This window comes from Mucilaginibacter sp. Bleaf8 (genome assembly GCF_018390515.1).
Classification (GTDB): Bacteria; Bacteroidota; Bacteroidia; order Sphingobacteriales; family Sphingobacteriaceae; genus Mucilaginibacter.
Genome location: NZ_JAHBBK010000001.1, coordinates 1,408,198 through 1,429,179 on the forward strand (window position 1 = coordinate 1,408,198; position 20,982 = coordinate 1,429,179).

A 20,982-nucleotide genomic window follows, 5' to 3' on the forward strand; every position below is an offset into this window, starting at 1 on the left:
TATACATTTTGCACAAAATTTAAACCTATGAAAAACGACGATACCTTTTATCCTGGGTTCAATGATGAGAACCTGGATAGAGATAAAAAAATGAAAGACGATCTGGAAGGCGATACTGCTGCCCACGATTTGAAATACGATCCGGAAACTGACAGCTACGAAATAGCTGTTGAAAATAACGACCCGGATTATGATCCGCCGCAGTTATTTGACACAGCAGCACCTGGCGGCAGCGACTTCGATTCGAGTTATGACGAAGCGAATCCTTATGATACGCAAGGCGAGTACGAGAAAAACCGCTCATTAGAAACTGATGCAGAATCATTAGGTATGCACATTGATAGCGGCGAAATTACAGAGCTTGATCCTATTGATGAAGAACTGGCCCGCACACCGGAAGATGACCGCGATGATTTAGATGAAGAAGGCTACCCAAAAAATGATAGCGACATTAGCGGCGATGAAGACGACAGTGAGTATCTGAAATAATCATTCAGAAACATCCATAAAAAGAAAGCCCTTGCATATGCAAGGGCTTTCTTTTTATCTTTTATTTTTAATCAAACTCCAGATTAAACATCTTTCTAAGTTCCATTAAGTTGGCATTTTTAGCTGCCATGTGCTGAAACTTTTCCGATGCGGTGTAAGGGCGTTTGGTTACCTGCTGCTCATCTACACGTGTATGCACCTCAATACTAAAGTTACGTAGTTTAGTGCGCAGGTAGTTCATCAAATCCGGCTTACCGTCTCTAAAAACAGACTCTTGCGTACGGTTATTTACAATTATCTCAAATTCGGTAGCGCTTAGCTGCTTTGGCGGGTTGGCAATAAAAATGGTAATCAGCGTCATGGGCTTGCCTTCCGCTTTTATCTTGGCAATATAGGCATGCCAGCAGGTCAAGAAGTCCTCAGTGGTAAATGCCTCATTATCCGTACCCTTTAAATAGGGATCTTCCTCCTCCTCTTCAACGGCCGTCATGGCACCAAATCCACCTCCGGTTAGGGACGGGGTTAAGGATGGCGTAAGTAGCGACGATAATTTAGGTATGCCTGCCGTTTTTACCGTGGGTTCTTCCTTAGCCACAACCGGCTGTGGCGATGCCGACGGTAATGTATCGTTGGCATACTTGCTTACAGGTTCCTGCACCTGATGCACAGGCGCCGCTACCGGTTCCGGTATACGTACCGATGCAACCGGCGATGGTATTTTAGGAATATCAGCCACCGGCATTGGTGCTGGCGGTGGCGTATCTACAGCCTTTGGCGCTTCTGCAGCCGGAGCTACAGGCGCTGCTGTATCAGGTTTTTTTTTTACACCATCATTGGCGGCAGCCTGGGGCAATTGCCCGGAGGCCAAGTTTAATGCTGATGGCAGGTGGCATATTTTAAGCAAAGCCAACTCTACCTGCAACCGCTGATTTTTACTCAGCCTGTAGTTCAAATCGCACTGGTTGGCAATACTCATGGCCGATAGCAGGAACGATGTACTGGCCTGTTGCGATTGCTGCAAGTATTTGTTTCGAATACCTTCGCTTACTTCCAGCAGCTTTAGTGTAGCCGGATCTTTACCCACCAGCAAATTGCGCAAGTGTCCCGAAAGCCCGCCAATAAAGTGGCTGCCATCAAAACCTTTTGCTAATATCTCATCAAAAAGCAGCAACGTTTTCGATGTATCCTCGTTCAGCAGGCTATCGGTAATATTAAAGTAGTAATCATAATCAAGTATATTAAGATTATCAATTACCGATTTGTAGGTAACCTGTCCGCCCGAAAAGCTTACAATCTGATCGAACATGGATAACGCGTCGCGCAAACCGCCGTCTGCTTTCTGGGCGATGATGTGCAATCCATCAGGCTCATAAGCGATACTTTCTTTTTGCGCGATAGACGACAGATGATTAGCCATATCCTCAACGCGGATGCGGTTAAAATCAAAAATCTGACAGCGCGAAAGTATGGTTGGTAATATCTTATGTTTCTCGGTTGTGGCCAGGATAAATATAGCATAATGCGGTGGTTCTTCCAGCGTTTTCAAAAACGCGTTGAAAGCCGCTTGCGACAGCATGTGCACCTCATCAATAATATATACCTTATAGCGGCCTGCCTGCGGTGGTATGCGCACCTGATCAATCAAACTCCTGATATCATCAACCGAGTTGTTGGATGCCGCATCCAGCTCATGTACGTTAAACGAATTACCGTTCTGAAAAGCACGACATGAATCACATGTGCCGCAAGCCTCGCCATTGGGCTGCAAGTTGGTACAATTGATAGTTTTGGCGAGTATACGCGCACAAGTTGTTTTACCTACCCCACGTGGCCCGCAGAATAAAAATGCCTGCGCCAGCTGATTATTTTTAATCGCATTTTTAAGCGTGTTGGTCACATGCTGCTGACCTACAACGCTTTCAAAAGTAACCGGACGGTATTTACGGGCCGAAACAATAAAATTATCCACAGCCACTAAGGTAGGCAAAAAAGCTGAAAGGGTAAATACCGAACAGGCAATGTTGCAATGGCATGATGCCATACACAACACGGTTATTACCACAATAAATGCTTACTTTTATAATAAGCAAAGCCTGAATTACCCCATGAAAATATGCCTTTTTGCTATAGTAATATGCTTAACTATAAGCTTCAACCTTATGGCTCAGGATACAGTACAGATAGCCCCGAAATCTAATCCTATTATTTATACCGGTATAAATGTGGGTTCGGGTGTGGCCGGTCTTAAAGGTTTATTATTGGGTGGCGAGATAAATTACCAGGCTAAAGCCGGTTTATTTACCGCAAGGCTAAACGGCATGCTCAACCTCGAGGTTGACCAGATTCCCTTTGTACCCTTCCCTATTGTACATGACCATGGGTATATGCGTGAAATTGCATTGCTATATGGATTAAGGCACATTAAAAATGGCCGTTCGCTAAGCATCTCTGCCGGTGTTTCGCAGGTAATGCAGGTGGCTAAATATAAAGATGAGGACGGACAGCGTTTGCGGGTGAAAAGAAATTATATAGGCCTGCCTTTTGAGTTGAATATACTTTGGTTTAAAAGCGACAAACAACGGTGGCGCCTTTTCCATCTGATACCCATAGGCAAACCAACAGGCTTTGGCAGTAGTTATGGATTTAAATTGTCGGGCAACGTTTCTAAAAATAGCTATCTGGCATTAGGTGCGGTAGTAGGACTTGGTTATCATAAGCATTATTAAGAATTAACCTCACGGCCTTCATTTTTGTATTGAACCTAAAAAAAAACGGCAATAAAAAAAGGAGCCAGAAACACCAACTGCCACCTGACTCCTTAATTTAGCAACAGCCTTTATTAAAGTATATCTATTGCTGTAATCTCTTTTACGTTGTAATAGCCTTTGGCCTGCGGTAAATAAACCTCCATATCCTGCCAGGTAACTTTAAGCTTTTTGCCGACCAATGCTGTGGTGCCCGACGTAAACCTTTCGGAACCGGTAAACTGGCGTAACCATATGAATGATTTCTCTTTACCCTGCGGGTCAGTAATCACGATATAATTTAAGCCTTTATTTTCAATGCGCTTAAATGTTCCAGAGGTTGTTGATTTACTTTCGGCATTATTTTTACTACCAGCCATCTTGGCCGCTAACTTTAAAAAGGAACCACAATTTAGCTTGAGTAAGTCTTTACCAATGTCCGTTCCAAGTCCCTCCATCGCCGCGTCATCTGAAAAATCAATCTTACGCTCTTCTGCTACTTCCATCAGCAATGAGGTGTACCTGGAAAAACAATCCGTAAAAATCGAGTTAGCTTCTTCTTTAGATGTGATTTTATTAACATCAACTTTAGATAGCGCATTACAAAGACTATCCGTCATTCTGCGCTCGGCCGGGCCCATTGTGTTTTGAGCTTGAATATTGCCAGCTCCAGCTAAAATAAACAGTACGGCAATAAATGTTTGTTTCATGATAACGCTCAGATTTTGAGGCAAACATACATAAGTAAAGCAGCAATCGCAATGCGTACTATTTTTGACCCGTTAACATTTCACACTATCAAGCATTTATATACACAACAACTTGCATATTTAAACCATTATTTCTACATTTGCGTCCCCGTTTGCACGGGATAATTAATAAACATAAGTATTAAAATGCAACAGTACGAAACCGTCATCATTCTAACCCCGTTGTTATCTGATGAGGCTGCTAAAGAGGTAATCACCAAATTTAGCAAGATCCTTACCGATAACGGAGCCGAGATTGTTCAAGAGGACAATTGGGGTTTGAGAAAATTAGCGTACCCAATCGAGAAAAAATCTACCGGGTACTACCACCTCACCGAATTCCGCGCTCCGGGTGAATTAATCAATAAACTGGAGATCGAGTACAGACGTGATGAGCGTGTAATGCGTTTCCTGACTATTGCTTTGGATAAAAATGCCATTGCTTACAATGAGAAAAAACGCAGCGGTGCTTTCAACAAAAAACCTAAAACAGAGGAGGCTGCAGCTTAATTATGGCAAACGAACAAATTCAATACGTTACTGCTCCTAAAGTAGAGGACAACCGTAAAAAATACTGCCGTTTCAAAAAGAACGGTATCAAATACATCGATTACAAAGACGCTAACTTTTTATTAAAGTTCATTAACGATCAAGGTAAAGTATTACCACGTCGTTTAACTGGTACTTCATTAAAATTCCAGCGTAAAGTGGCCCAGGCTGTTAAGCGTGCCCGTCACATCGGTTTATTACCTTATGTAACTGACTCGTTAAAATAATAGGAGGTTTAGAAAATGGATTTGATTTTAAAACAAGATGTTAAAAACCTCGGCGAGAAAGACGAAATCGTAAAAGTAAAGTCAGGTTATGGCCGTAACTTTTTGATCCCGAAAGGTTATGCTATTTTAGCTACTGAATCAGCCCGTAAAGTTTTAGCTGAGAACTTGAAACAAGCTCAGTTTAAACAAGACAAAATCCGTAAGGATGCTGAAGAAATTGCTACCCGTTTAGAAGGTGTTAAATTAACTATCGGTGCTAAAGCTGGTGAAAGTGGTAAAATCTTCGGTGCTATCAACACTATCCAAGTGGCTGATGCATTGAAAAAACAAGGTTTCGATGTTGATCGTCGCCGTATCACTTTTGATCAGGAGCCAAAAGTTTTAGGTGAATACACCGCAAACTTAAACCTGCACAAAGAAGTTAAAGTTCAGGTACCTTTCGAAGTAGTAGCTGAGTAATAATCATATCGAATTTCGAAAATCAAATTTCGAATTTTGAGACAGATAATTTAAAAAAGGTGTTTAGCATATGCTAAACACCTTTTTTGTTTCCTAATTTTGGGCATCTATGGGCATAACCAAATTAATCTGGCGATTTGTTAAGATTTTCCTGATCGGCTTTATAGCCTTTACCGTGTTGTGGGTACTGTTTTACCGCTTTGTAAATCCACCCATTACCTGGCTGATGATAGAGCGCGGCTTTGAACGCAAGGCAGCAGGCAAGCCCTGGAAAATTGACAAAGACTGGAAAGACTTCGACGAGATATCCGTTAATATGAAAAAGGCTGCCTTAGCCGGCGAAGACCAATCGTTTTTAGAACACAATGGCTTCGACTTCAAAGCTATTGAATACGCCATTAAGATGAACGCACACAGCCACAAAGTGATTGGCGGTAGTACCATATCACAGCAAACAGCCAAAAACGTGTTTTTATGGCAAGGGCGCTCCTGGATACGCAAAGGTTTTGAGGCGTACTTTACGATGCTGATTGAGGTACTGTGGAGCAAAAAGCGCATCATGGAAGTATACCTGAACGTAATTGAAATGGGCGACGGCATATACGGTGCCGAAGCTGCTGCGCAAAACTACTTTCATAAGCCGGCAGCCAAGCTTACCAAACGTGAAGCTGCGGCTATTGCAGCTATTTTTCCAAGCCCGCTTAAACGCTCGGCAACCAATCCTACCAAGTTTTTGAGGCACCGCCGCTATCTGATCATTAAAAATATGAACCGCTTAGGTCCGCTTGATTTTTAAAACAGGAAAGGCAGCTACTACTTAGCTGCCTTTCTTGTTTTAAAGCCCTTAGAGCATAAATGTATTACGGACACTACATCAGTGCGCCTAAACGGTTTGAATCGAGCTTAATCAGTATAAACAGCAATATGGTAAAGCTCCACAGTGAGGAGCCGCCATAGCTAATGAAAGGCAACGGAATACCGATTACCGGCATAAAGCCGATAGTCATGCTGATATTGATAAAGAAGTGGAAAAAGATAATAGATGCAACACCATAGCCATAGATGCGTGAAAACGATGCCCGTTGCCGCTCGGCCATATAGATGATGCGTAACAGCAAGAATAGGTAAAGGCATATTACTACAGAAGTGCCAATAAATCCCCACTCCTCGCCCACGGTACAGAATATAAAGTCGGTACTTTGCTCGGGTACAAAAGAGTACTTGGTTTGTGTACCCTGCAAATAGCCTTTGCCCCACAACTGCCCTGAACCGATCGCAATTTTTGATTGGTTTACGTTGTAGCCTATACCACGTAAATCCGACGTGATACCCAATAACTCGTCGATACGTGCGCGCTGATGCGGCTTAAGTACGTTAAAGTAAAGCGGCTTTACAGTTAACACATAACTTATACATAACACCAGTCCGATAATCATGGTTGCCATTAACTGCTGTGTACGGCGCATGGTAGCCAGTATAGCCACCGTTGCCAATACCAGCACACCAATGATATACCATGGGTTAAACAACAACGACGATATACCTAAGCCTATAGCCAACCCGGCTGCAATCAGGAACATGGGAGACAAGCCCTCGCGATACAATACAAATATCAAGGAGCAGAATACCAGTGTTGAGCCGGCATCCGGCTGCAACATGATAAGCAGCATAGGGCAGCCAATAATGGCCGCTGCTGTAGCTAACGATTTGAACTCTGTAATACGGATATTGGTACCACTTAAATAACGGGCCAGCAGCAAACAGGTAGTAAATTTTGCAAACTCTGATGGTTGCAACCTGAAACTTCCGATAGGTATCCAAGCCTGGTTACCGCCCACATTACGCCCTACAACCAACACTACCAAAAGCAAAAAGACCGTAACCACATAAAACACCGGCGCCAACGCATTAAAAAAACGGCTATCCAGCAACAAAATCACCGTCCCCAACACAACGGCCGAAATGATAAATATAAATTGCTTGCCGTAATTGGTGCTAAGATCAATAATGCTTGGGTGCTGTTCATCGTACACAGCGGCATGGATGTTAAACCAGCCAATGGTACACAACGCCAGATAAAGAAATACCGTAAGCCAGTCTACGTTAAAGAAAAAGCTGCGCTGTTGGTTATTCATCTTCTTTACGATTAATTAGTGCAACGGTAAAGCGGTTCATACTATCCGGCTCTTTCCTGTTTTTCCGGGATGCCGATTTCAGCTCAAGCTGTTTTTTAGTAGTATCGGATTTAAGGCGTTTCAAGCTGTCTTTGCGCAGGCTATCTCTTTTCAAGCTATCCCGCTTAGACAGTTTTTTAACCGGTGGTTTCCAGCCCGGTGGCGGTGGCAGCAGGTTTTTATTCATAATGTACTCCACCTGTGCTTTAGGCTTGGTAATATAACCCCGTATATACTTTTCAATCATGTAGCTGGCAATAGGTGCCGCCCATGAAGCGCCGTAGCCACCATTTTCCACAATTACAGCAATAGCTATCCTGGGTGTATCGCGAGGTGCAAAGCCTACAAATATCGAGTGGTTTTTACCATGTGAGTTTTGAGCCGTACCGGTTTTACCACACATTATAATGCCGGGTATGCGCGATTCAACCGCCGTACCATGATCAACCACGGCCTGCATGCCATCAATCACCGGTTCAAAGTATTCAGCATTAACACCTACATAATTCTTTTTGGTGAACTCGGTTTTAACCACCTGCTTGTCGCCAATAGCTTTGATCAGGTGCGGAATGTAGTAATAGCCCCGGTTGGCAATGGTACACTCCACGTTGGCCATTTGCAGCGGGGTAGAAAGCATTTCGCCCTGCCCTATGGCGAGTGAAATAATTGTGCTTGATCCCCAGCGGTTTTTAAAACGGTTGTCATAAAACTTTACCGTTGGTATAAAGCCCCGCCGCTCATGCGGCAAATCCAGCCCGAGCTTTACGCCAAAGCCAAATTTATTTACATTCTCTTTCCAGCTGGCAAAGCTACGGTGCACGTTGCGGCTGCCATCTCTGATCATGAGCTGGTTGAACACATTACAAAAATAGGTATTGCAGGATTGTGCTATGCCTTTACGTAAATCGGTAACGCCATCAAAGTGTTCGCAACCTACCCGGTGATTACCGGCCTGATAATAATGCGGACAGAAATAAGTAGTTTGCGGTGTAATGATGCCTTCCTGTAAAGCTATTAAGGCATCTAACGGCTTAAATGATGATCCCGGCGGGTAGTATGCCTGGATGGGCCTTACCAAAAACGGGTTGTATGGATCTTTATACATACGGGCTACATTGTTGCCACGCTCGCGCCCTACCATCAGATTAGGGTCATACGTAGGGCTGCTTACAAAAGCCAGTATCTCGCCGCTTGAGGGTTCAATGGCTACGATACTCCCTACCTTATTCTTCATCAGCTTTTCGCCCAGTTTCTGTATGTCGATATCCAATGAAGATATCAAACGCTCGCCGGCAACGGCGGCGGTATCATAGGCGCCATTGGCAAAGCTCCCTTTAGGCACATTGCGCGAATCAACCATCAGGTTTCGTACCCCACGCTGACCACGTAAAATACTATCATATGATCTTTCAACGCCGGATATACCAATATAATCACCCGGACTATAATAGCCGTTCGACCGCTTGATCACTTCTGGACTGGCTTCACCAATATAACCCAAAAATTGTGCAGCCACAGAATCAGGATAGGTGCGCACGGTACGTGGCTGAACGCTAAAGCCCGGAAAATTGTAAAGCCGCTCCTGAAGGGAAGCATACATGCGTACAGATATTTGCTTTTCGAACGCAGATTCGCGATAGGGCGAATACTTAAGTGCTTTAGAGAAACGCTTATCAAACCCGGCCTTGTCAATACCTAACAAACGGCAAAGTTCTAAAGTATCAAAGGGCTTAACCTGCTTAGGTATAACAGTAACGTCGTATACGGGCTCGTTCTGTACGAGTATTCGGCCTTTACGGTCAAGAATTGGGCCGCGGGCCGGATAGATAATGGTTTTGCGCAGCACGTTTTTGCTGGCAAAAACAGAATAGCGGTCGTCAACAATCTGGATATAAAACAACCGGCCCAGCAGTACCAGGGCCAGGGTTATGAAGATACCGGTAACAACGTAGCGCCGCTCAAAATAATTATTCATTTAACGTTCTTTCCTTCTGAAAAATAAGAAGCTGGATACTAAAATCAAAAATAAGGTAAAAACCGAACTTAATAGGAAACGTAAAAGGGTATATTGTATTTCAGATAAACGAAAAACTTCGAGGTTGAACAAAAAGAAATGGTGAACCACGGTAAGTAAGGCAGCATAAGTAAAAAACCAGGTAAAACCCATGTTGCCCAGCGTTGGTTCGGGTTCATTGTCAAATCCATCTTTTTGTACAGTTACACTGATGAACAGCACCCTTACCAGGGCCATTAAAACACATGATGCTGCATGCAGGCCGGGCGTATCATAAAAAGCATCTATACTTAAACCCAGTAAAAACGACAGCAAAAACAATAGCAGGTTTGGCGTTTCAAAAGGCAGCAGCAGAATAAACAGAATGTACAGGTAAGGCATTGACAGGTTGTACAAGCTAATGTTCTTTAACAAAAACACCTGTAAAAACACCAATGCTACGAAGCGGATAAGATTAGTTATCAATACTCTAATCATCTTTCTTCTTCTGGGCCTCCAGTCCCGCTTGTTCTAATGCAAATTTGTTGTTTACCACATACACATATTCCAGCTTACTAAAATCAACTGTTAAGATAACTTCCATATTCAAAAAGAAGCCACCGCCCTTGGCATGCAGGTTACTGATTTTACCAATGCTGATACCTGCCGGCCACAATGAATAACCTGAGGTAACCACCTCCTCGCCTACTTTGGCTTTAACGTGGTTAGGTACATCGATCAGTAAACATTTACGCGGATCCAGATCATCGTTCCAAAGCAGGGTGCCAATCTCACGCGATCCGGTGAGCATGGCGCTTACGCGCGAATCCTTGTGCAGTAAAGACTGAATTAACGCAAAATGTTCGGATGTGGATACCACCAGGCCTACAATGCCGGTACTGCTAATTACACCCATGTTTTTTGTAATCCCATCCTTGCTGCCCCGGTTTATGGTAATGTAGTTATTGCGGCGATTAACAGAATTGTTAATCACTTTAGCCTCAATGTAGCTGTACTGCTGCTTATACAACGTATCAACCACCACACCACGGGCTGTAGTGTCAATATAATAGGAAGATTTGAGCTGATTATGCAGACGGGCGTTTTCGCGCGCCAAACTATCGTTGATTTGCGTTAACGACAGGTAATTATTGAGCCGGTTTACCTGCGCATACAAATTGCCGGTAACCTCATTTGTGGTATTAATATAAGTAGCGCGCTGAAACGAATTGTATTGAACAAAAATGGCCAGTGCCGATATCTCAAAAATCAGGAACAGGAAAAATGCGTTGTACTTGCTGATAAATATCAAAAGGTTACGCATGGGCTGAGTAGTAGTAAGTTGTGGTTGTGAGCTGTATACCGTTTTGGGTCATACAACTCACAACCTTCAACTATTTTATTGCATTAAGAATTTATAGTTTCCGATATTTTTCAGGGCAGTTCCGGTACCGCGTACTACAGCACGCAACGGATCTTCGGCCACGTGTACGGGCAGTTTGGTTTTTGCCGCAACACGCTTATCCAAGCCGCGTAACAACGCACCACCACCGGTTAAGTAAATACCGGTTTGGTAAATATCTGCCGACAGCTCGGGCGGCGTAATTTCCAGTGCTTTCAAAATCGCTTCTTCAATCTTAGAGATTGATTTATCAAGGCAATGCGCAATTTCGGTATAAGATACCGTGATTTGCTTAGGCACACCGGTCATTAAATCACGGCCTTGCACGGCAAAATCTGCGGGTGGATCAGCTAGTTCAGGTAATGCCGAACCCACTTCAATCTTAATCTTCTCGGCAGTACGGTCACCTATCATGATGTTATGCTGGCGACGGATGTACTGAACGATGTCAGAGTCAAAATTATCACCGGCCGTACGGATAGATTGGTCGCACACGATACCCGACAAGGCAATTACCGCAATTTCTGTAGTACCGCCACCGATATCAATAATCATATTACCCATCGGTTCTTCCACATCTATACCGATACCTACAGCTGCAGCCATAGGTTCATGAATCAGGTATACTTCTTTTGCACCGGCAATCTCGGCAGATTGATGTACCGCACGTTTTTCAACCTCGGTGATGCCAGAAGGGATACAGATAACCATACGTAACGACGGGAAAAACCAGCCTTTACCTTTATTAATCATCTTAATCATACCGCGTATCATGTGCTCGGCAGCATCAAAATCGGCAATAACGCCATCTTTAAGCGGACGCACGGTACGTATATTATCGTGTGTTTTACCTTCCATTTGCATAGCCTGACGGCCAATAGCAATCACCTTATTGGTTTTGCGATCAAATGCAACAATAGAAGGTTCGTCAACAACAACTTTATCGTTATGTATAATGAGGGTATTTGCAGTTCCTAAGTCAATAGCAACTTCTTGTGTAAAAAAATTAAATAAACCCATTTAATCAGTATTTCAAATAATCTGCAAAGTTTAAAAAAATATGTGTAATTATATTAATTACTCTTTGTATTTCAAACATTCCCTCTTTAAATATATATACCGGATAGCCGGATATTTATTTAGTGTTTAAAGTGCCTTACACCAGTAGTTACCATGGCAATACCTTTTTGGTTGGCCATATTGATCGAATCCTGATCTTTAATTGAACCACCCGGTTGCAGCACGGCTGTAATACCGGCATCAGCGGCAATCTCCACACAATCAGGGAACGGAAAGAACGCATCAGATGTCATTACGGCACCTTTCAAATCAAAACCAAAACTTTCGGCCTTGGCAATAGCCTGGCGCAACGCATCAACGCGTGATGTTTGCCCAACACCACTGGCCAGCAGCTGGTTGTTTTTAGCCAGTACTACGGTGTTTGATTTGGTATGTTTTACTACCTTATTAGCAAAAAACAAGTCCTTCAGTTCCTGCTCGGTTGGTTGTTTATCAGTAACGGTGGTCATTTGCTCAGGACCTTCGATCACTAAATCTTTATCCTGCTCAATTACACCGTTCAACAGCGTTTTAAACTGCTTGGTACCTAATTCAACCGCCTGACGGATGAGTATTATACGATTTTTTTTCTCTTTTAGTACACGAAGGGCCTCGTCGGTATAAGCAGGCGCAATCAGCACCTCAAAGAAAATCTTACTGATCTCGATGGCAGTTTCCTCGTTCACTTCATCATTGGCAATAATTACACCGCCAAAAGCCGATACCGGATCACACGCCAAAGCATCGATCCAGGCTTCTTTAATAAATGAACGTGTGGCAATGCCGCAGGCGTTAGTATGTTTTAATATAGCTATAGTAGGGTCGGTAAATTCGTCAATAAGCGCTACGGCTGCATCAACGTCTACCAGGTTATTGTAGGATAGTTCTTTACCGTGCAGTTTGGTAAACATGGCATTCAGGTTGCCATAGAATGTTCCCTGCTGGTGTGGGTTTTCGCCATAACGCAAGGTTTGGCTGGTTTGAATGCTTTGCTTAAATACCGGCAATGATTCTTCCGTGTTAAAGTACTGGAAGATAGCGGTATCATAATGTGAAGAAATATTAAAAGCTTTTTGTGCAAAACGGCGGCGCTGATCAAAAGAGGTTTCGCCATTTTGTGTTTTCAGGATGTTTTCCAACTCACTGTAATCATCTTTTGATGCTACGATCACTACATCTTTGAAATTTTTGGCAGCAGCACGAATCAGCGAAATACCACCAATATCAATCTTTTCAATTACATCGCCTTCGGCAGCGCCAGACTTCACGGTTTCTTCGAACGGATACAGGTCAACAATTACCAGATCAATCTGTGGAATTTCGTATTGAGCTAATTGCTGCTCATCACCTTCCATACCGCGGCGGGCCAAAATGCCACCAAATACTTTTGGATGCAAAGTTTTTACACGGCCACCCAATATGGATGGGTATGAGGTCAAATCTTCAACGGCTACAACTTCAGCACCCAGGCTGCGAATAAAAGTTTCGGTACCTCCGGTTGAGTAGATGGTAACACCCAGACGCTTTAATTCCTGAATAACAGGCTCTAAATGGTCTTTATAATAAACCGAAATTAAAGCATTTTTGATTTGAACAGACTGGCTCATGCAATAACATTTTTTTGAGCCGCAAAGGTAGTGCTTTTAATTGATTTGTAAACCTGCCAAATAACGATTTGTAAACAACAAAAAGCAAAAAAATTAATATTGTTAATACTGTAACCAGCTTTTTATGATATTCACTAAGTATGCCGGCTTTTTTGCCCAACTGAAGTGATTTAAGGGCACGATATCCGTTTCGTTTTCTTTTAAATGCAGATATTTTAAAGACACATCGGGATGCAGCTTGTTTAAAAAGTTAATCACTGCTGATTTACCTGCCAGCTCATCGTCTTTTATTGAAATAGCCAGCACCGGGAGGTTTAATGCGGCAAGTGCCCCATCATAATCGTACCTGCTTCCTGCAAGTTTATATCTGCCGATTAAAGCATGGTGGCACCAGTCTGCCATTACCGTTTTGGCTTCCAAGCCTGCAAAGCCTAACTTGTGGCCTGGAAAATACCCTAACGTTTTACTAATCACATAAAATTTGCAGGCTGCCCCAAAAACCCGCCATGCAGCGCGGCTTTCCCAGCTTTTATAGTGAACAGAACATGTGGTAATTAATATCAGCCCGGAAACAACCTCACTATACCTGGCAGCAAATAGGGAACTGATTTGCCCGCCCAGGCTATGCCCTATCAGGAACTTTCGGGTACCTGGAAAGTGAGTGTCAGCAACCTCGACCAGATCTTTAACATCATCTACTAATTGCTGATATCCCCAATCTACGCCACGGCCGGCACGCAGACTTGTGCTGCCTGCACCACGCCAATCGCACACAATTACATTAAAGCCTTGCGAACACAAGCATTGGGCGAAACGCTTATAAAAAGTCGCCTTTACGCCCATTGCCGGCAGGCAAATCAAGGCAATGGCTGATTCGGGAGCTTCAAAAACCGCTGCCTTGTTTTGTGCACCATCGGGATGAGTGATGTTGATCATGGCAGCGGCTTATATAATTTAGCGGCGAACTTTCTTTAACAGCCCTTCTATTACTTTCGGAAAGTACTGATGTTCAAGTTGCTGCCCTTTGAATTTGATGATGTCTAACGTATCGCCCGGCTCAATTTTGTATTTGGCCTGGTGTATCATTTCACCTTCGTCAAAGTGTTCGTTTACAAAATGAATGGTGATGCCCGATTCGGTTTCGCCGTTGGCCAGTACCGCCTTGTGCACATTATCGCCATACATGCCCTTGCCACCGTACTTAGGCAGCAACGCCGGGTGGATGTTGATAATCTGGTTAGGAAATGCCTGCAATAATGATTGGGGCACCAGCCATAGAAAGCCGGCCAGCACAATCAGATCCACTTGTATGTTTTTAAGTATTTTAACTACCTCATCGGTTTGGTAAAACTCCTGGCGGGTAAAAACGTGGGTAGGAATTTCAAAATTATCGGCCCGCTGCAATACATAAGCCTGCGGGTTATTAGTAAGCACCAGCACTACTTCACCCTCGGGATGGGAATTAAAATGCTCCATTATTTTTTGAGCATTTGAGCCTGAGCCTGAAGCGAAAATGGCAATCCGGGTTTTCAAATCAGCAATAAATTAATAATGCGGTAAATATAATACTTTTGAATTAACCGCATTTATTATACTGATTTACTTACAAAACCGCCTTACGGTATAAAACCATAGCGGGTTACTTTGCGCCGTACGGTAAGCGGCACCAAACGGATGGTATCAATGGTATCATTTACCTCAAGTACTAATGAATTTTGCCCCAGATTGAGAATACTGGCCCTTTTAAAAGGCTGGAAGGTTTTAGACGAGGCATCTTTACAAACAACGTCCGAATACAATATAACGCGGTCATTACTTAACGACCAGTTGCCTTGCGCCTGATCGGCTACACAGTCGTAGTTTCTGTAAGTGCAGGAACCATCACTCTTAAAACCGAAAACCTGAACCTTATCGCAATTCGTATTCAACGTATCGCGCCGTACGCTGTCGCCTACATAATTTGCCACCTGCTGGGAAGCCAAACGCCAGTCGCGAGCTAAAAATATGCCGATAGTAGCATCCGGGTTATTTTTTTTGCACGAGTTGGTTGACCAGCAAACTACCAACAGCAGTGGCATTACAAAAAGCCAAAGTTTATTTTTCAGGATATGCACGTTACAAAAATAAAAAATCCCGGAAGATGACCTTATCCGGGATGTGATTTTAAACGTTAAAGTTCAATTTCTATTGTTCGGGTACCTTAACGGGTTCCAGATCAGACAATGCCGGCCCGTTAACCACCTTACCTTCGCAAGTAAACCTTGAGCCATGGCAAGGACAATCGAACGACTTCTCGTCATTGTTCCACTGTACCACGCAGCCCATGTGCGGACATACTGCGGTGTAGGCATGGTAAGCACCGGCTTCATCCCGGTAAACGGCTACTTTTTTAGGACGGCCAACAATGGCAGCCTCACCGGGTTTAATCTGCTGCAAGGATTCCACATCAGATGGCAACAAAAAATCGACGTACTGCGAGAGTGTACTGTATTGCTCTTCGATAAAGGTTTTCACACTCTGCATTTTCAGTGTAATACGGCCCGGATCGTACAACTTGGCCCATGGATTTTCCTTACCATTAATCAGGTCGGTAATCAGGATACCGGCCAGTGTTCCGTGAGTCATGCCATTGCCCGAGTCGCCGGTCACAATGTAAACCTTATCATCGCCCGGATTTTTACCGATGAAACCCATATCGTCTACCGGTTCCATCACCTGGCCCGACCAGCGGTAAACAATTTCACCCGCTTGCGGAAAATGTTGGCGCAGCCAGGTTTCCAAACGCTGGTAGCGATCTTCTTCCAGCTCTTCTTCTTTGTTGGCCTGGCCTGTTTTATGATCAGCACCGCCGTGTATCAGTAAATCATATTGATCGTTGTAAGGCTGGGTACGCACGTAGTTGTACGGCATGGTTGGCCAAACGGAGTTCTGGTCGCCGGTATCCCACCACAAGGCAGGCTCAATAGCACCTTTAGGCACTTTGGCAACAATGACATAAGTACGGTAAGGCGATTGCTTGGTGTGCATGGTAGCCCAATCATTGATGGGGCTATTGGTAGCTACCACCGTATATTCGGGTTGTACTTTATAGCCGTTCGCTTCTATGTAACCATCTTTCATGGTTTTGGTATTTGCGTGTGTTTGGGTATATATTTTACCACCCAGACGCACAAAGGCATCTGCCAAACCATTCAGATATTTCAATGGATGAAACTGCGCCTGTTGCGGATACTTAAGGGCAGGGCCGCTTACACCGCTAATGCCCGGCATGCTGCCACCCTCTACCATAACGGTATGGATGCCTACTTTGTGGGTGGCCTCCAGTTCATCATCCAGTGTCTGCGGCTCGTCTGACGGGTGCAGGAAAAGGTAGCCATCCAAACGTTTAAAATCACAATCAATATGCTCATCGATTACAATTTTCTCAACCAGATTAATGGCCGCTGTATGGCTTTCGGCAGCATGACGGGCACCTTCCTCGCCAAACAAGCTTTCAATTTCGCTGTAAAAATCGTCGAGTGCGTTGACAATGTGTGCCGTGGTACGGCCGGTTTCGCCGCTACCAATCAGGCCATCTTCCAGCACTACTACCTGCTTGCCCGCTTTGGCCAGGCAGTAAGCCACGGTTAATCCCGAAATACCGGCGCCTATAACGGCAACCTCACATTTTACATCTTCGCTTAATTTTTGAAATGCACGCTGCTGTACGGTTTCCGTCCAACAGGTTTTGTGCGTACCCGATGTTTGTACACCATCGGTGTTCGGCTTATTATTCTCCATAGGTAGTTTTATATAGGTAAAAATAAAACCCACCATTCGGGATATAGTTTTGGACGATGGTTTATTGAATGCGGAGAGTAGGATTGGGATGAATACAGAAAAGAGTATTAAGAATACAAGCAGCCATCATGGCGAACACACTTTGACCTGACGATTGGCAAAGGCGTGAGGTGTTCCACTTTTGAAGTGGTACAAAGCGGAACAAACCGGTACACGCCGGAACAGGTGGTACACTTTGGTACACCTAAAACTGCGTTTCAGCTATTTAAACGCAGTTTGCAAAAAGTGGTACACCCCGGAACACCCGGAACACTTTGGTACAGGTATTTATACTCGTGACACGATCTTGTCAGTATTTCTGGAACATCCGTTAGCTAAGCTTTATTTATACAAAAAGTACTTTCCGTTTATTATTGTCTTATAATACGGCAGTAGTGTAGCGGACGGCGCTGTTGATATACCCCTTACAGGGTCTGAATGGAACTAAATTTTGTGGCTGCGATAACAACGTACTTGTCTAAATAAACCTTATTTGGACTTGCTTTAAATACAGCGAACAGTGAGCCTAAGCGCAATGCTGTCATACGCTCTTATTCAAACAAGTCGAAATTGACGTTTTTGTGTAAAAAAGAAGATTGCCACATCTTATGTCAAAGTAACGGAATTACCTAGTAAGCATAAAATTTGCCCAATAACTTCAGATAATGCCCATACCAAAGCTGTTCAAATTTTAATTGTTTATAGGGTATTATCAAGTCTTGGTAACAACGGACTTTATCTATATTCGCAACAGATATATATAATGCCTTTACCTGCTCCAACCTCAGAAATTTCCGGTAGACATAAGCTTTTAGGACTCGACCATCTCCGGGCTATGGCTATCACTTATGTAGTCCTGTTTCATTATCAGATGTTCGGACATCCTGATTGGATAAACAGAGTTGGTGAGTTCGGTTGGACAGGCGTTGATTTATTTTTTGTTCTAAGTGGCTTTCTCATAGCCGGACAGCTATTTGACAATATTGTTAAAAAGAACACCTTGTCGATGCGGGTGTTCTTCATCAAGCGTTTCTTTCGTATTACCCCTCCCTATCTTGTTATAGTCATGTTGTACTTTGCTTTCCCATCGTTGAGGGAACGGGAACAAATGGCTTCGTTATGGCGATACCTGACCTTTACGCTAAATCTCGATTTAGACCTCAGACACATTGGAACTTTTACACATGCCTGGTCACTCTGCATTGAAGAGCAGTTTTATCTCATTCTGCCTATACTTATTTTGCTGTTGAATAAATTAAACATTGGCAAAAAAGCAACCTATATTTTATTGAGTCTATTTTTAAGCGGCTTTTTGATTAGGTACCTCAACTGGCATTATTTTATGGAACCCAACCTTCAATCAGACAGCTTCGATATTTTATTTTATAAAGTAATTTATTATCCTACTTATAACCGATTAGACGGCTTGCTGATAGGTGTAAGTATCGCAGGCTTGTATACCTTTTACCCATCTATAAAAGAAAGCATCAATAAGTTCAGTAACATCCTGATGCTAACAGGAGTTGTTGTACTGATAGGCTCTTATTTCGTTTGCACACCACAGCAGTCCTTTAGTACCGCAATTGCGGGATACCCGCTGGTCGCAATTAGCTACGGACTTATTACTGCCGCTGTAGTTTGCCCCGATAATATCTTGTATAACGCGAAATCGTGGCTTACATCGCAGATGGCAACACTGTCTTATGGAATTTATCTTATTCACAAGTTGGCATTTCACTTAACTCAAAACCTATTAGTGAGGACAGGCATTGATAAAAATGGTAATCTGATGTTATTAAGTTGCCTGTGCAGCACCATATGCTTTGCTTTAATTCTAAGATATACTATTGAACGGCCATCTATCAGGTTAAGAAATAGATTTCTATGAATGCAAACATGCCGTTTTCTTAATTAACCGGAATTTAATTCTTTATAAGGAAAGAGTAAGTAATATCTGCAAAAGTCTTGGAATACGATAGCAATTATAAAGATAAGGCTAATCTTGCCAGTATCTCAATTCTATAAATTCAGGTCAGACGAAATACAATCCGCATATTTGTGTATCAACTATCTATTACTATGCGTATTTCATTTGAACAAATGCAGGCCGAGTTTAAGCGCGTATTGCTTAAAAATGGCTTTGCCGAAAATAAGGCGAACGAATGTGCCACGATATTTGCCGAAAACAGCCGCGACGGGGTTTACACACACGGCCTTAACCGCTTCCCGGTATTTGTGCAGTACCTTAAAGATGGCCTCATTAACCCCGATGCAGCACCATCGCCCGATGATAGTATGGGCTTGCTGGAACGCTGGGATGGCAACCTGGGCCCCGGCATGCTGAACGCACGTTTTTGTATGGACCGCGCCATTAGCCTGGCACAGCAGCATGGCATGGGTTGCGTAGCCATACGCAACACCAACCACTGGATGCGTGGCGGCACCTACGGCTGGCAGGCTGCCGAAGCCGGCTGCATAGGCATTTGCTTTACCAATACCATAGCCAACCTGCCGCCCTGGGGCGGTATCGATCCGCGACTGGGCAATAACCCGCTCATTATTGCTGTGCCACGTGCAGGCGGGCACGTGGTACTGGACATGGCCGTTTCGCAATACTCATTCGGCAAACTGCAGCAGTACAAAGCCAGCGGCGATGAGCTGCCACTGCCCGGCGGCTACGATGCGGAGGGCAACCTCTCAACCAATGCGGCTCACATTATGGAATCGAAACGACTGCTGCCAGTGGGTTTCTGGAAAGGCTCGGGCCTGTCACTGATGCTCGATTTGCTGGTTACGGTACTAAGCAACGGAAAATCAACTGCGGCAGTTACGCAGGCGGGTGCCGAATCGGGCATATCGCAGGTGTTTATCTGCATCAAACCACAAGATGACGGGCACACGGCCGGTTTAATTGAACAGATTGTGGCGTACACCAAAACCAGCCGGTTGGTGGAGCCAGAGCAAGCCATCCGCTATCCGGGCGAAAGCACCCTCAAAACCCGGGAAAAGAATTTGAAAGAAGGCATACCGGTTGATGAGCAGATATGGCAAAAGGTATTGGCTTTGTAAAGCCGGTATTTTGTTAATTTTGCTTCATCTCATTTAAAATGCATATGTCTAAAGGCGCCACTACCCGGCTTAATATTCTGCAAAAAGCGTTTGAACTTATTTACCGCAAAGGGTACCAGGCCACCAGTATTGACGAAATTATTGCCACTACACAGGTAACCAAAGGCGCTTTTTTTTATCATTTTAAAAATAAAGACGACATGGGCCTGGCCATGATCAACGAGGTGATGTACCCTGGCATGTACCAGGCCATGATACAACCACTTATAAATGCAGGCAACCCGGTAAGCGAACTGTATGAAATGATGAAGGCCTTACTGATCGGTAATCCTTTTTTCGTGGTAAGGTATGGCTGCCCTGCTATTAACTTGATTGAGGAAATGTCGCCTTTGAGCGAAAGCTTTAACCAGGCCCTTGCCAAACTATCCACACAATGGCAAAAAGCAATTGAAACCTGTTTGGATAATGGGAAAAAAGCGGGTAAAATCAAGGCCATTACTAACGCAGAGCAGGTTTCGTATTTCATCATGTCGGGCTATGGGGGCATACGCAACCTGGGCAAAATTTATGGAGCGGCCTGCTACACGGCTTACCTGCAGGAGTTCAGGAACTATTTAAACGGCTTGCAATAACTTGCTCCTT

The 20,982-nt window shown here is 43.8% G+C and carries 21 protein-coding genes; 9 read left to right on the plus strand and 12 right to left on the minus strand.

The features are described 5' to 3' along the window. Positions 1-27 precede the first annotated feature (27 nt). Positions 28-489 carry a hypothetical protein gene (locus KHS38_RS06055; protein WP_213487603.1) on the plus strand — a complete coding sequence of 154 codons (462 nt, stop codon included), beginning with the start codon at positions 28-30 and terminating at the stop codon, positions 487-489. Between the two features lie 67 nt (positions 490-556). Here KHS38_RS06055 and KHS38_RS06060 read toward each other — a convergent pair whose 3' ends face one another. Then, the gene (locus KHS38_RS06060) at positions 557-2,530 is read right to left on the minus strand and encodes a DNA polymerase III subunit gamma/tau (RefSeq protein ID WP_249665294.1); all 1,974 of its coding nucleotides are present in this window, start codon (positions 2,528-2,530) and stop codon (positions 557-559) included. 118 nt (positions 2,531-2,648) lie between these two features. Here KHS38_RS06060 and KHS38_RS06065 point away from each other — a divergent pair, with 118 nt between their 5' ends. Then, positions 2,649-3,215 (plus strand): hypothetical protein, encoded by a 567-nt coding sequence (locus tag KHS38_RS06065; RefSeq protein WP_213487604.1) that lies wholly within the window; start codon positions 2,649-2,651, stop codon positions 3,213-3,215. A gap of 113 nt (positions 3,216-3,328) precedes the next feature. On the opposite strand, the gene KHS38_RS06070 is transcribed toward KHS38_RS06065, so the two are convergent. Then, the gene (locus KHS38_RS06070; protein ID WP_213487605.1) at positions 3,329-3,943 is read right to left on the minus strand and encodes a hypothetical protein; all 615 of its coding nucleotides are present in this window, start codon (positions 3,941-3,943) and stop codon (positions 3,329-3,331) included. 186 nt (positions 3,944-4,129) lie between these two features. On the opposite strand from KHS38_RS06070, the gene rpsF reads away from it, so the two are divergent. The 4 genes from rpsF (at position 4,130) to mtgA (ending at position 6,013) form a co-directional block, all read left to right on the plus strand. Next, positions 4,130-4,492 (plus strand): 30S ribosomal protein S6, encoded by a 363-nt coding sequence (rpsF, locus tag KHS38_RS06075; RefSeq protein WP_213487606.1) that lies wholly within the window; start codon positions 4,130-4,132, stop codon positions 4,490-4,492. 2 nt (positions 4,493-4,494) lie between these two features. After that, on the plus strand, positions 4,495-4,758 hold the full coding sequence (gene rpsR, locus KHS38_RS06080) for a 30S ribosomal protein S18 (protein WP_213487607.1): 264 nt from the start codon (positions 4,495-4,497) through the stop codon (positions 4,756-4,758). A 15-nt stretch (positions 4,759-4,773) separates the two neighbouring features. Then, the gene (gene rplI, locus KHS38_RS06085) at positions 4,774-5,217 is read left to right on the plus strand and encodes a 50S ribosomal protein L9 (protein WP_213487608.1); all 444 of its coding nucleotides are present in this window, start codon (positions 4,774-4,776) and stop codon (positions 5,215-5,217) included. 109 nt (positions 5,218-5,326) lie between these two features. After that, positions 5,327-6,013 carry a monofunctional biosynthetic peptidoglycan transglycosylase gene (mtgA, locus tag KHS38_RS06090; protein ID WP_213487609.1) on the plus strand — a complete coding sequence of 229 codons (687 nt, stop codon included), beginning with the start codon at positions 5,327-5,329 and terminating at the stop codon, positions 6,011-6,013. Between the two features lie 73 nt (positions 6,014-6,086). Here mtgA and rodA read toward each other — a convergent pair whose 3' ends face one another. From rodA to KHS38_RS06140, 10 genes are all read right to left on the minus strand, one after another. Next, positions 6,087-7,352, minus strand: a complete 1,266-nt coding sequence (gene rodA / locus KHS38_RS06095) for a rod shape-determining protein RodA (RefSeq protein WP_213487610.1) — start codon at positions 7,350-7,352, stop codon at positions 6,087-6,089. Continuing rightward, entirely contained in the window at positions 7,345-9,366 is a 2,022-nt protein-coding gene (gene mrdA, locus KHS38_RS06100) for a penicillin-binding protein 2 (protein WP_213487611.1), read from the minus strand. Before mrdA ends, rodA begins: the two co-directional genes overlap by 8 nt. Then, positions 9,367-9,882, minus strand: a complete 516-nt coding sequence (locus KHS38_RS06105; RefSeq protein ID WP_213487612.1) for a rod shape-determining protein MreD — start codon at positions 9,880-9,882, stop codon at positions 9,367-9,369. It lies immediately after the preceding gene. Continuing rightward, complete coding sequence (gene mreC, locus KHS38_RS06110; protein ID WP_213487613.1) at positions 9,875-10,708, minus strand: rod shape-determining protein MreC; 834 nt, start codon at positions 10,706-10,708, stop codon at positions 9,875-9,877. Before mreC ends, KHS38_RS06105 begins: the two co-directional genes overlap by 8 nt. Positions 10,709-10,783: 75 nt before the next feature. Then, entirely contained in the window at positions 10,784-11,806 is a 1,023-nt protein-coding gene (locus KHS38_RS06115; protein WP_213487614.1) for a rod shape-determining protein, read from the minus strand. Between the two features lie 119 nt (positions 11,807-11,925). Next, positions 11,926-13,452 carry a bifunctional phosphoribosylaminoimidazolecarboxamide formyltransferase/IMP cyclohydrolase gene (gene purH / locus KHS38_RS06120; protein WP_213487615.1) on the minus strand — a complete coding sequence of 509 codons (1,527 nt, stop codon included), beginning with the start codon at positions 13,450-13,452 and terminating at the stop codon, positions 11,926-11,928. A 102-nt stretch (positions 13,453-13,554) separates the two neighbouring features. Continuing rightward, positions 13,555-14,388, minus strand: coding sequence for an alpha/beta hydrolase family protein (locus KHS38_RS06125; RefSeq protein WP_213487616.1), 834 nt, complete (start codon positions 14,386-14,388; stop codon positions 13,555-13,557). A gap of 18 nt (positions 14,389-14,406) precedes the next feature. After that, the gene (gene purN / locus KHS38_RS06130; RefSeq protein ID WP_213487617.1) at positions 14,407-14,985 is read right to left on the minus strand and encodes a phosphoribosylglycinamide formyltransferase; all 579 of its coding nucleotides are present in this window, start codon (positions 14,983-14,985) and stop codon (positions 14,407-14,409) included. Between the two features lie 83 nt (positions 14,986-15,068). Then, the gene (locus KHS38_RS06135) at positions 15,069-15,530 is read right to left on the minus strand and encodes a hypothetical protein (protein WP_213487618.1); all 462 of its coding nucleotides are present in this window, start codon (positions 15,528-15,530) and stop codon (positions 15,069-15,071) included. A 106-nt stretch (positions 15,531-15,636) separates the two neighbouring features. Next, on the minus strand, positions 15,637-17,232 hold the full coding sequence (locus tag KHS38_RS06140; protein WP_213487619.1) for an FAD-dependent oxidoreductase: 1,596 nt from the start codon (positions 17,230-17,232) through the stop codon (positions 15,637-15,639). A gap of 802 nt (positions 17,233-18,034) precedes the next feature. On the opposite strand from KHS38_RS06140, the gene KHS38_RS06145 reads away from it, so the two are divergent. From KHS38_RS06145 to KHS38_RS06155, 3 genes are all read left to right on the plus strand, one after another. After that, on the plus strand, positions 18,035-19,159 hold the full coding sequence (locus tag KHS38_RS06145; RefSeq protein ID WP_213487620.1) for an acyltransferase family protein: 1,125 nt from the start codon (positions 18,035-18,037) through the stop codon (positions 19,157-19,159). Positions 19,160-19,350: 191 nt separating this feature from the next. Beyond that, the gene (gene yiaK / locus KHS38_RS06150; protein ID WP_213487621.1) at positions 19,351-20,340 is read left to right on the plus strand and encodes a 3-dehydro-L-gulonate 2-dehydrogenase; all 990 of its coding nucleotides are present in this window, start codon (positions 19,351-19,353) and stop codon (positions 20,338-20,340) included. A 38-nt stretch (positions 20,341-20,378) separates the two neighbouring features. Then, positions 20,379-20,972, plus strand: coding sequence for a TetR/AcrR family transcriptional regulator (locus tag KHS38_RS06155; protein WP_249665295.1), 594 nt, complete (start codon positions 20,379-20,381; stop codon positions 20,970-20,972). Positions 20,973-20,982: the final 10 nt, after the last annotated feature.

Excerpts from the sequence above, each read along its gene's own strand:
- KHS38_RS06115 (WP_213487614.1), bottom strand. The coding sequence starts at position 11,806 with ATGGGTTTATTTAATTTTTTTACACAAGAAGTTGCTATTGACTTAGGA.
- mrdA (WP_213487611.1), bottom strand. The coding sequence starts at position 9,366 with ATGAATAATTATTTTGAGCGGCGCTACGTTGTTACCGGTATCTTCATA.
- KHS38_RS06070 (WP_213487605.1), bottom strand. The coding sequence starts at position 3,943 with ATGAAACAAACATTTATTGCCGTACTGTTTATTTTAGCTGGAGCTGGC.
- mtgA (WP_213487609.1), top strand. The coding sequence starts at position 5,327 with ATGGGCATAACCAAATTAATCTGGCGATTTGTTAAGATTTTCCTGATC.
- KHS38_RS06145 (WP_213487620.1), top strand. The coding sequence starts at position 18,035 with ATGCCTTTACCTGCTCCAACCTCAGAAATTTCCGGTAGACATAAGCTT.
- KHS38_RS06135 (WP_213487618.1), bottom strand. The coding sequence starts at position 15,530 with ATGCCACTGCTGTTGGTAGTTTGCTGGTCAACCAACTCGTGCAAAAAA.
- rpsR (WP_213487607.1), top strand. The coding sequence starts at position 4,495 with ATGGCAAACGAACAAATTCAATACGTTACTGCTCCTAAAGTAGAGGAC.
- rplI (WP_213487608.1), top strand. The coding sequence starts at position 4,774 with ATGGATTTGATTTTAAAACAAGATGTTAAAAACCTCGGCGAGAAAGAC.
- KHS38_RS06105 (WP_213487612.1), bottom strand. The coding sequence starts at position 9,882 with ATGATTAGAGTATTGATAACTAATCTTATCCGCTTCGTAGCATTGGTG.
- KHS38_RS06155 (WP_249665295.1), top strand. The coding sequence starts at position 20,379 with ATGCATATGTCTAAAGGCGCCACTACCCGGCTTAATATTCTGCAAAAA.
- yiaK (WP_213487621.1), top strand. The coding sequence starts at position 19,351 with ATGCGTATTTCATTTGAACAAATGCAGGCCGAGTTTAAGCGCGTATTG.
- rodA (WP_213487610.1), bottom strand. The coding sequence starts at position 7,352 with ATGAATAACCAACAGCGCAGCTTTTTCTTTAACGTAGACTGGCTTACG.
- mreC (WP_213487613.1), bottom strand. The coding sequence starts at position 10,708 with ATGCGTAACCTTTTGATATTTATCAGCAAGTACAACGCATTTTTCCTG.
- rpsF (WP_213487606.1), top strand. The coding sequence starts at position 4,130 with ATGCAACAGTACGAAACCGTCATCATTCTAACCCCGTTGTTATCTGAT.
- KHS38_RS06065 (WP_213487604.1), top strand. The coding sequence starts at position 2,649 with ATGGCTCAGGATACAGTACAGATAGCCCCGAAATCTAATCCTATTATT.
- KHS38_RS06060 (WP_249665294.1), bottom strand. The coding sequence starts at position 2,530 with ATGGCATCATGCCATTGCAACATTGCCTGTTCGGTATTTACCCTTTCA.
- KHS38_RS06140 (WP_213487619.1), bottom strand. The coding sequence starts at position 17,232 with ATGGAGAATAATAAGCCGAACACCGATGGTGTACAAACATCGGGTACG.
- KHS38_RS06125 (WP_213487616.1), bottom strand. The coding sequence starts at position 14,388 with ATGATCAACATCACTCATCCCGATGGTGCACAAAACAAGGCAGCGGTT.
- purH (WP_213487615.1), bottom strand. The coding sequence starts at position 13,452 with ATGAGCCAGTCTGTTCAAATCAAAAATGCTTTAATTTCGGTTTATTAT.
- KHS38_RS06055 (WP_213487603.1), top strand. The coding sequence starts at position 28 with ATGAAAAACGACGATACCTTTTATCCTGGGTTCAATGATGAGAACCTG.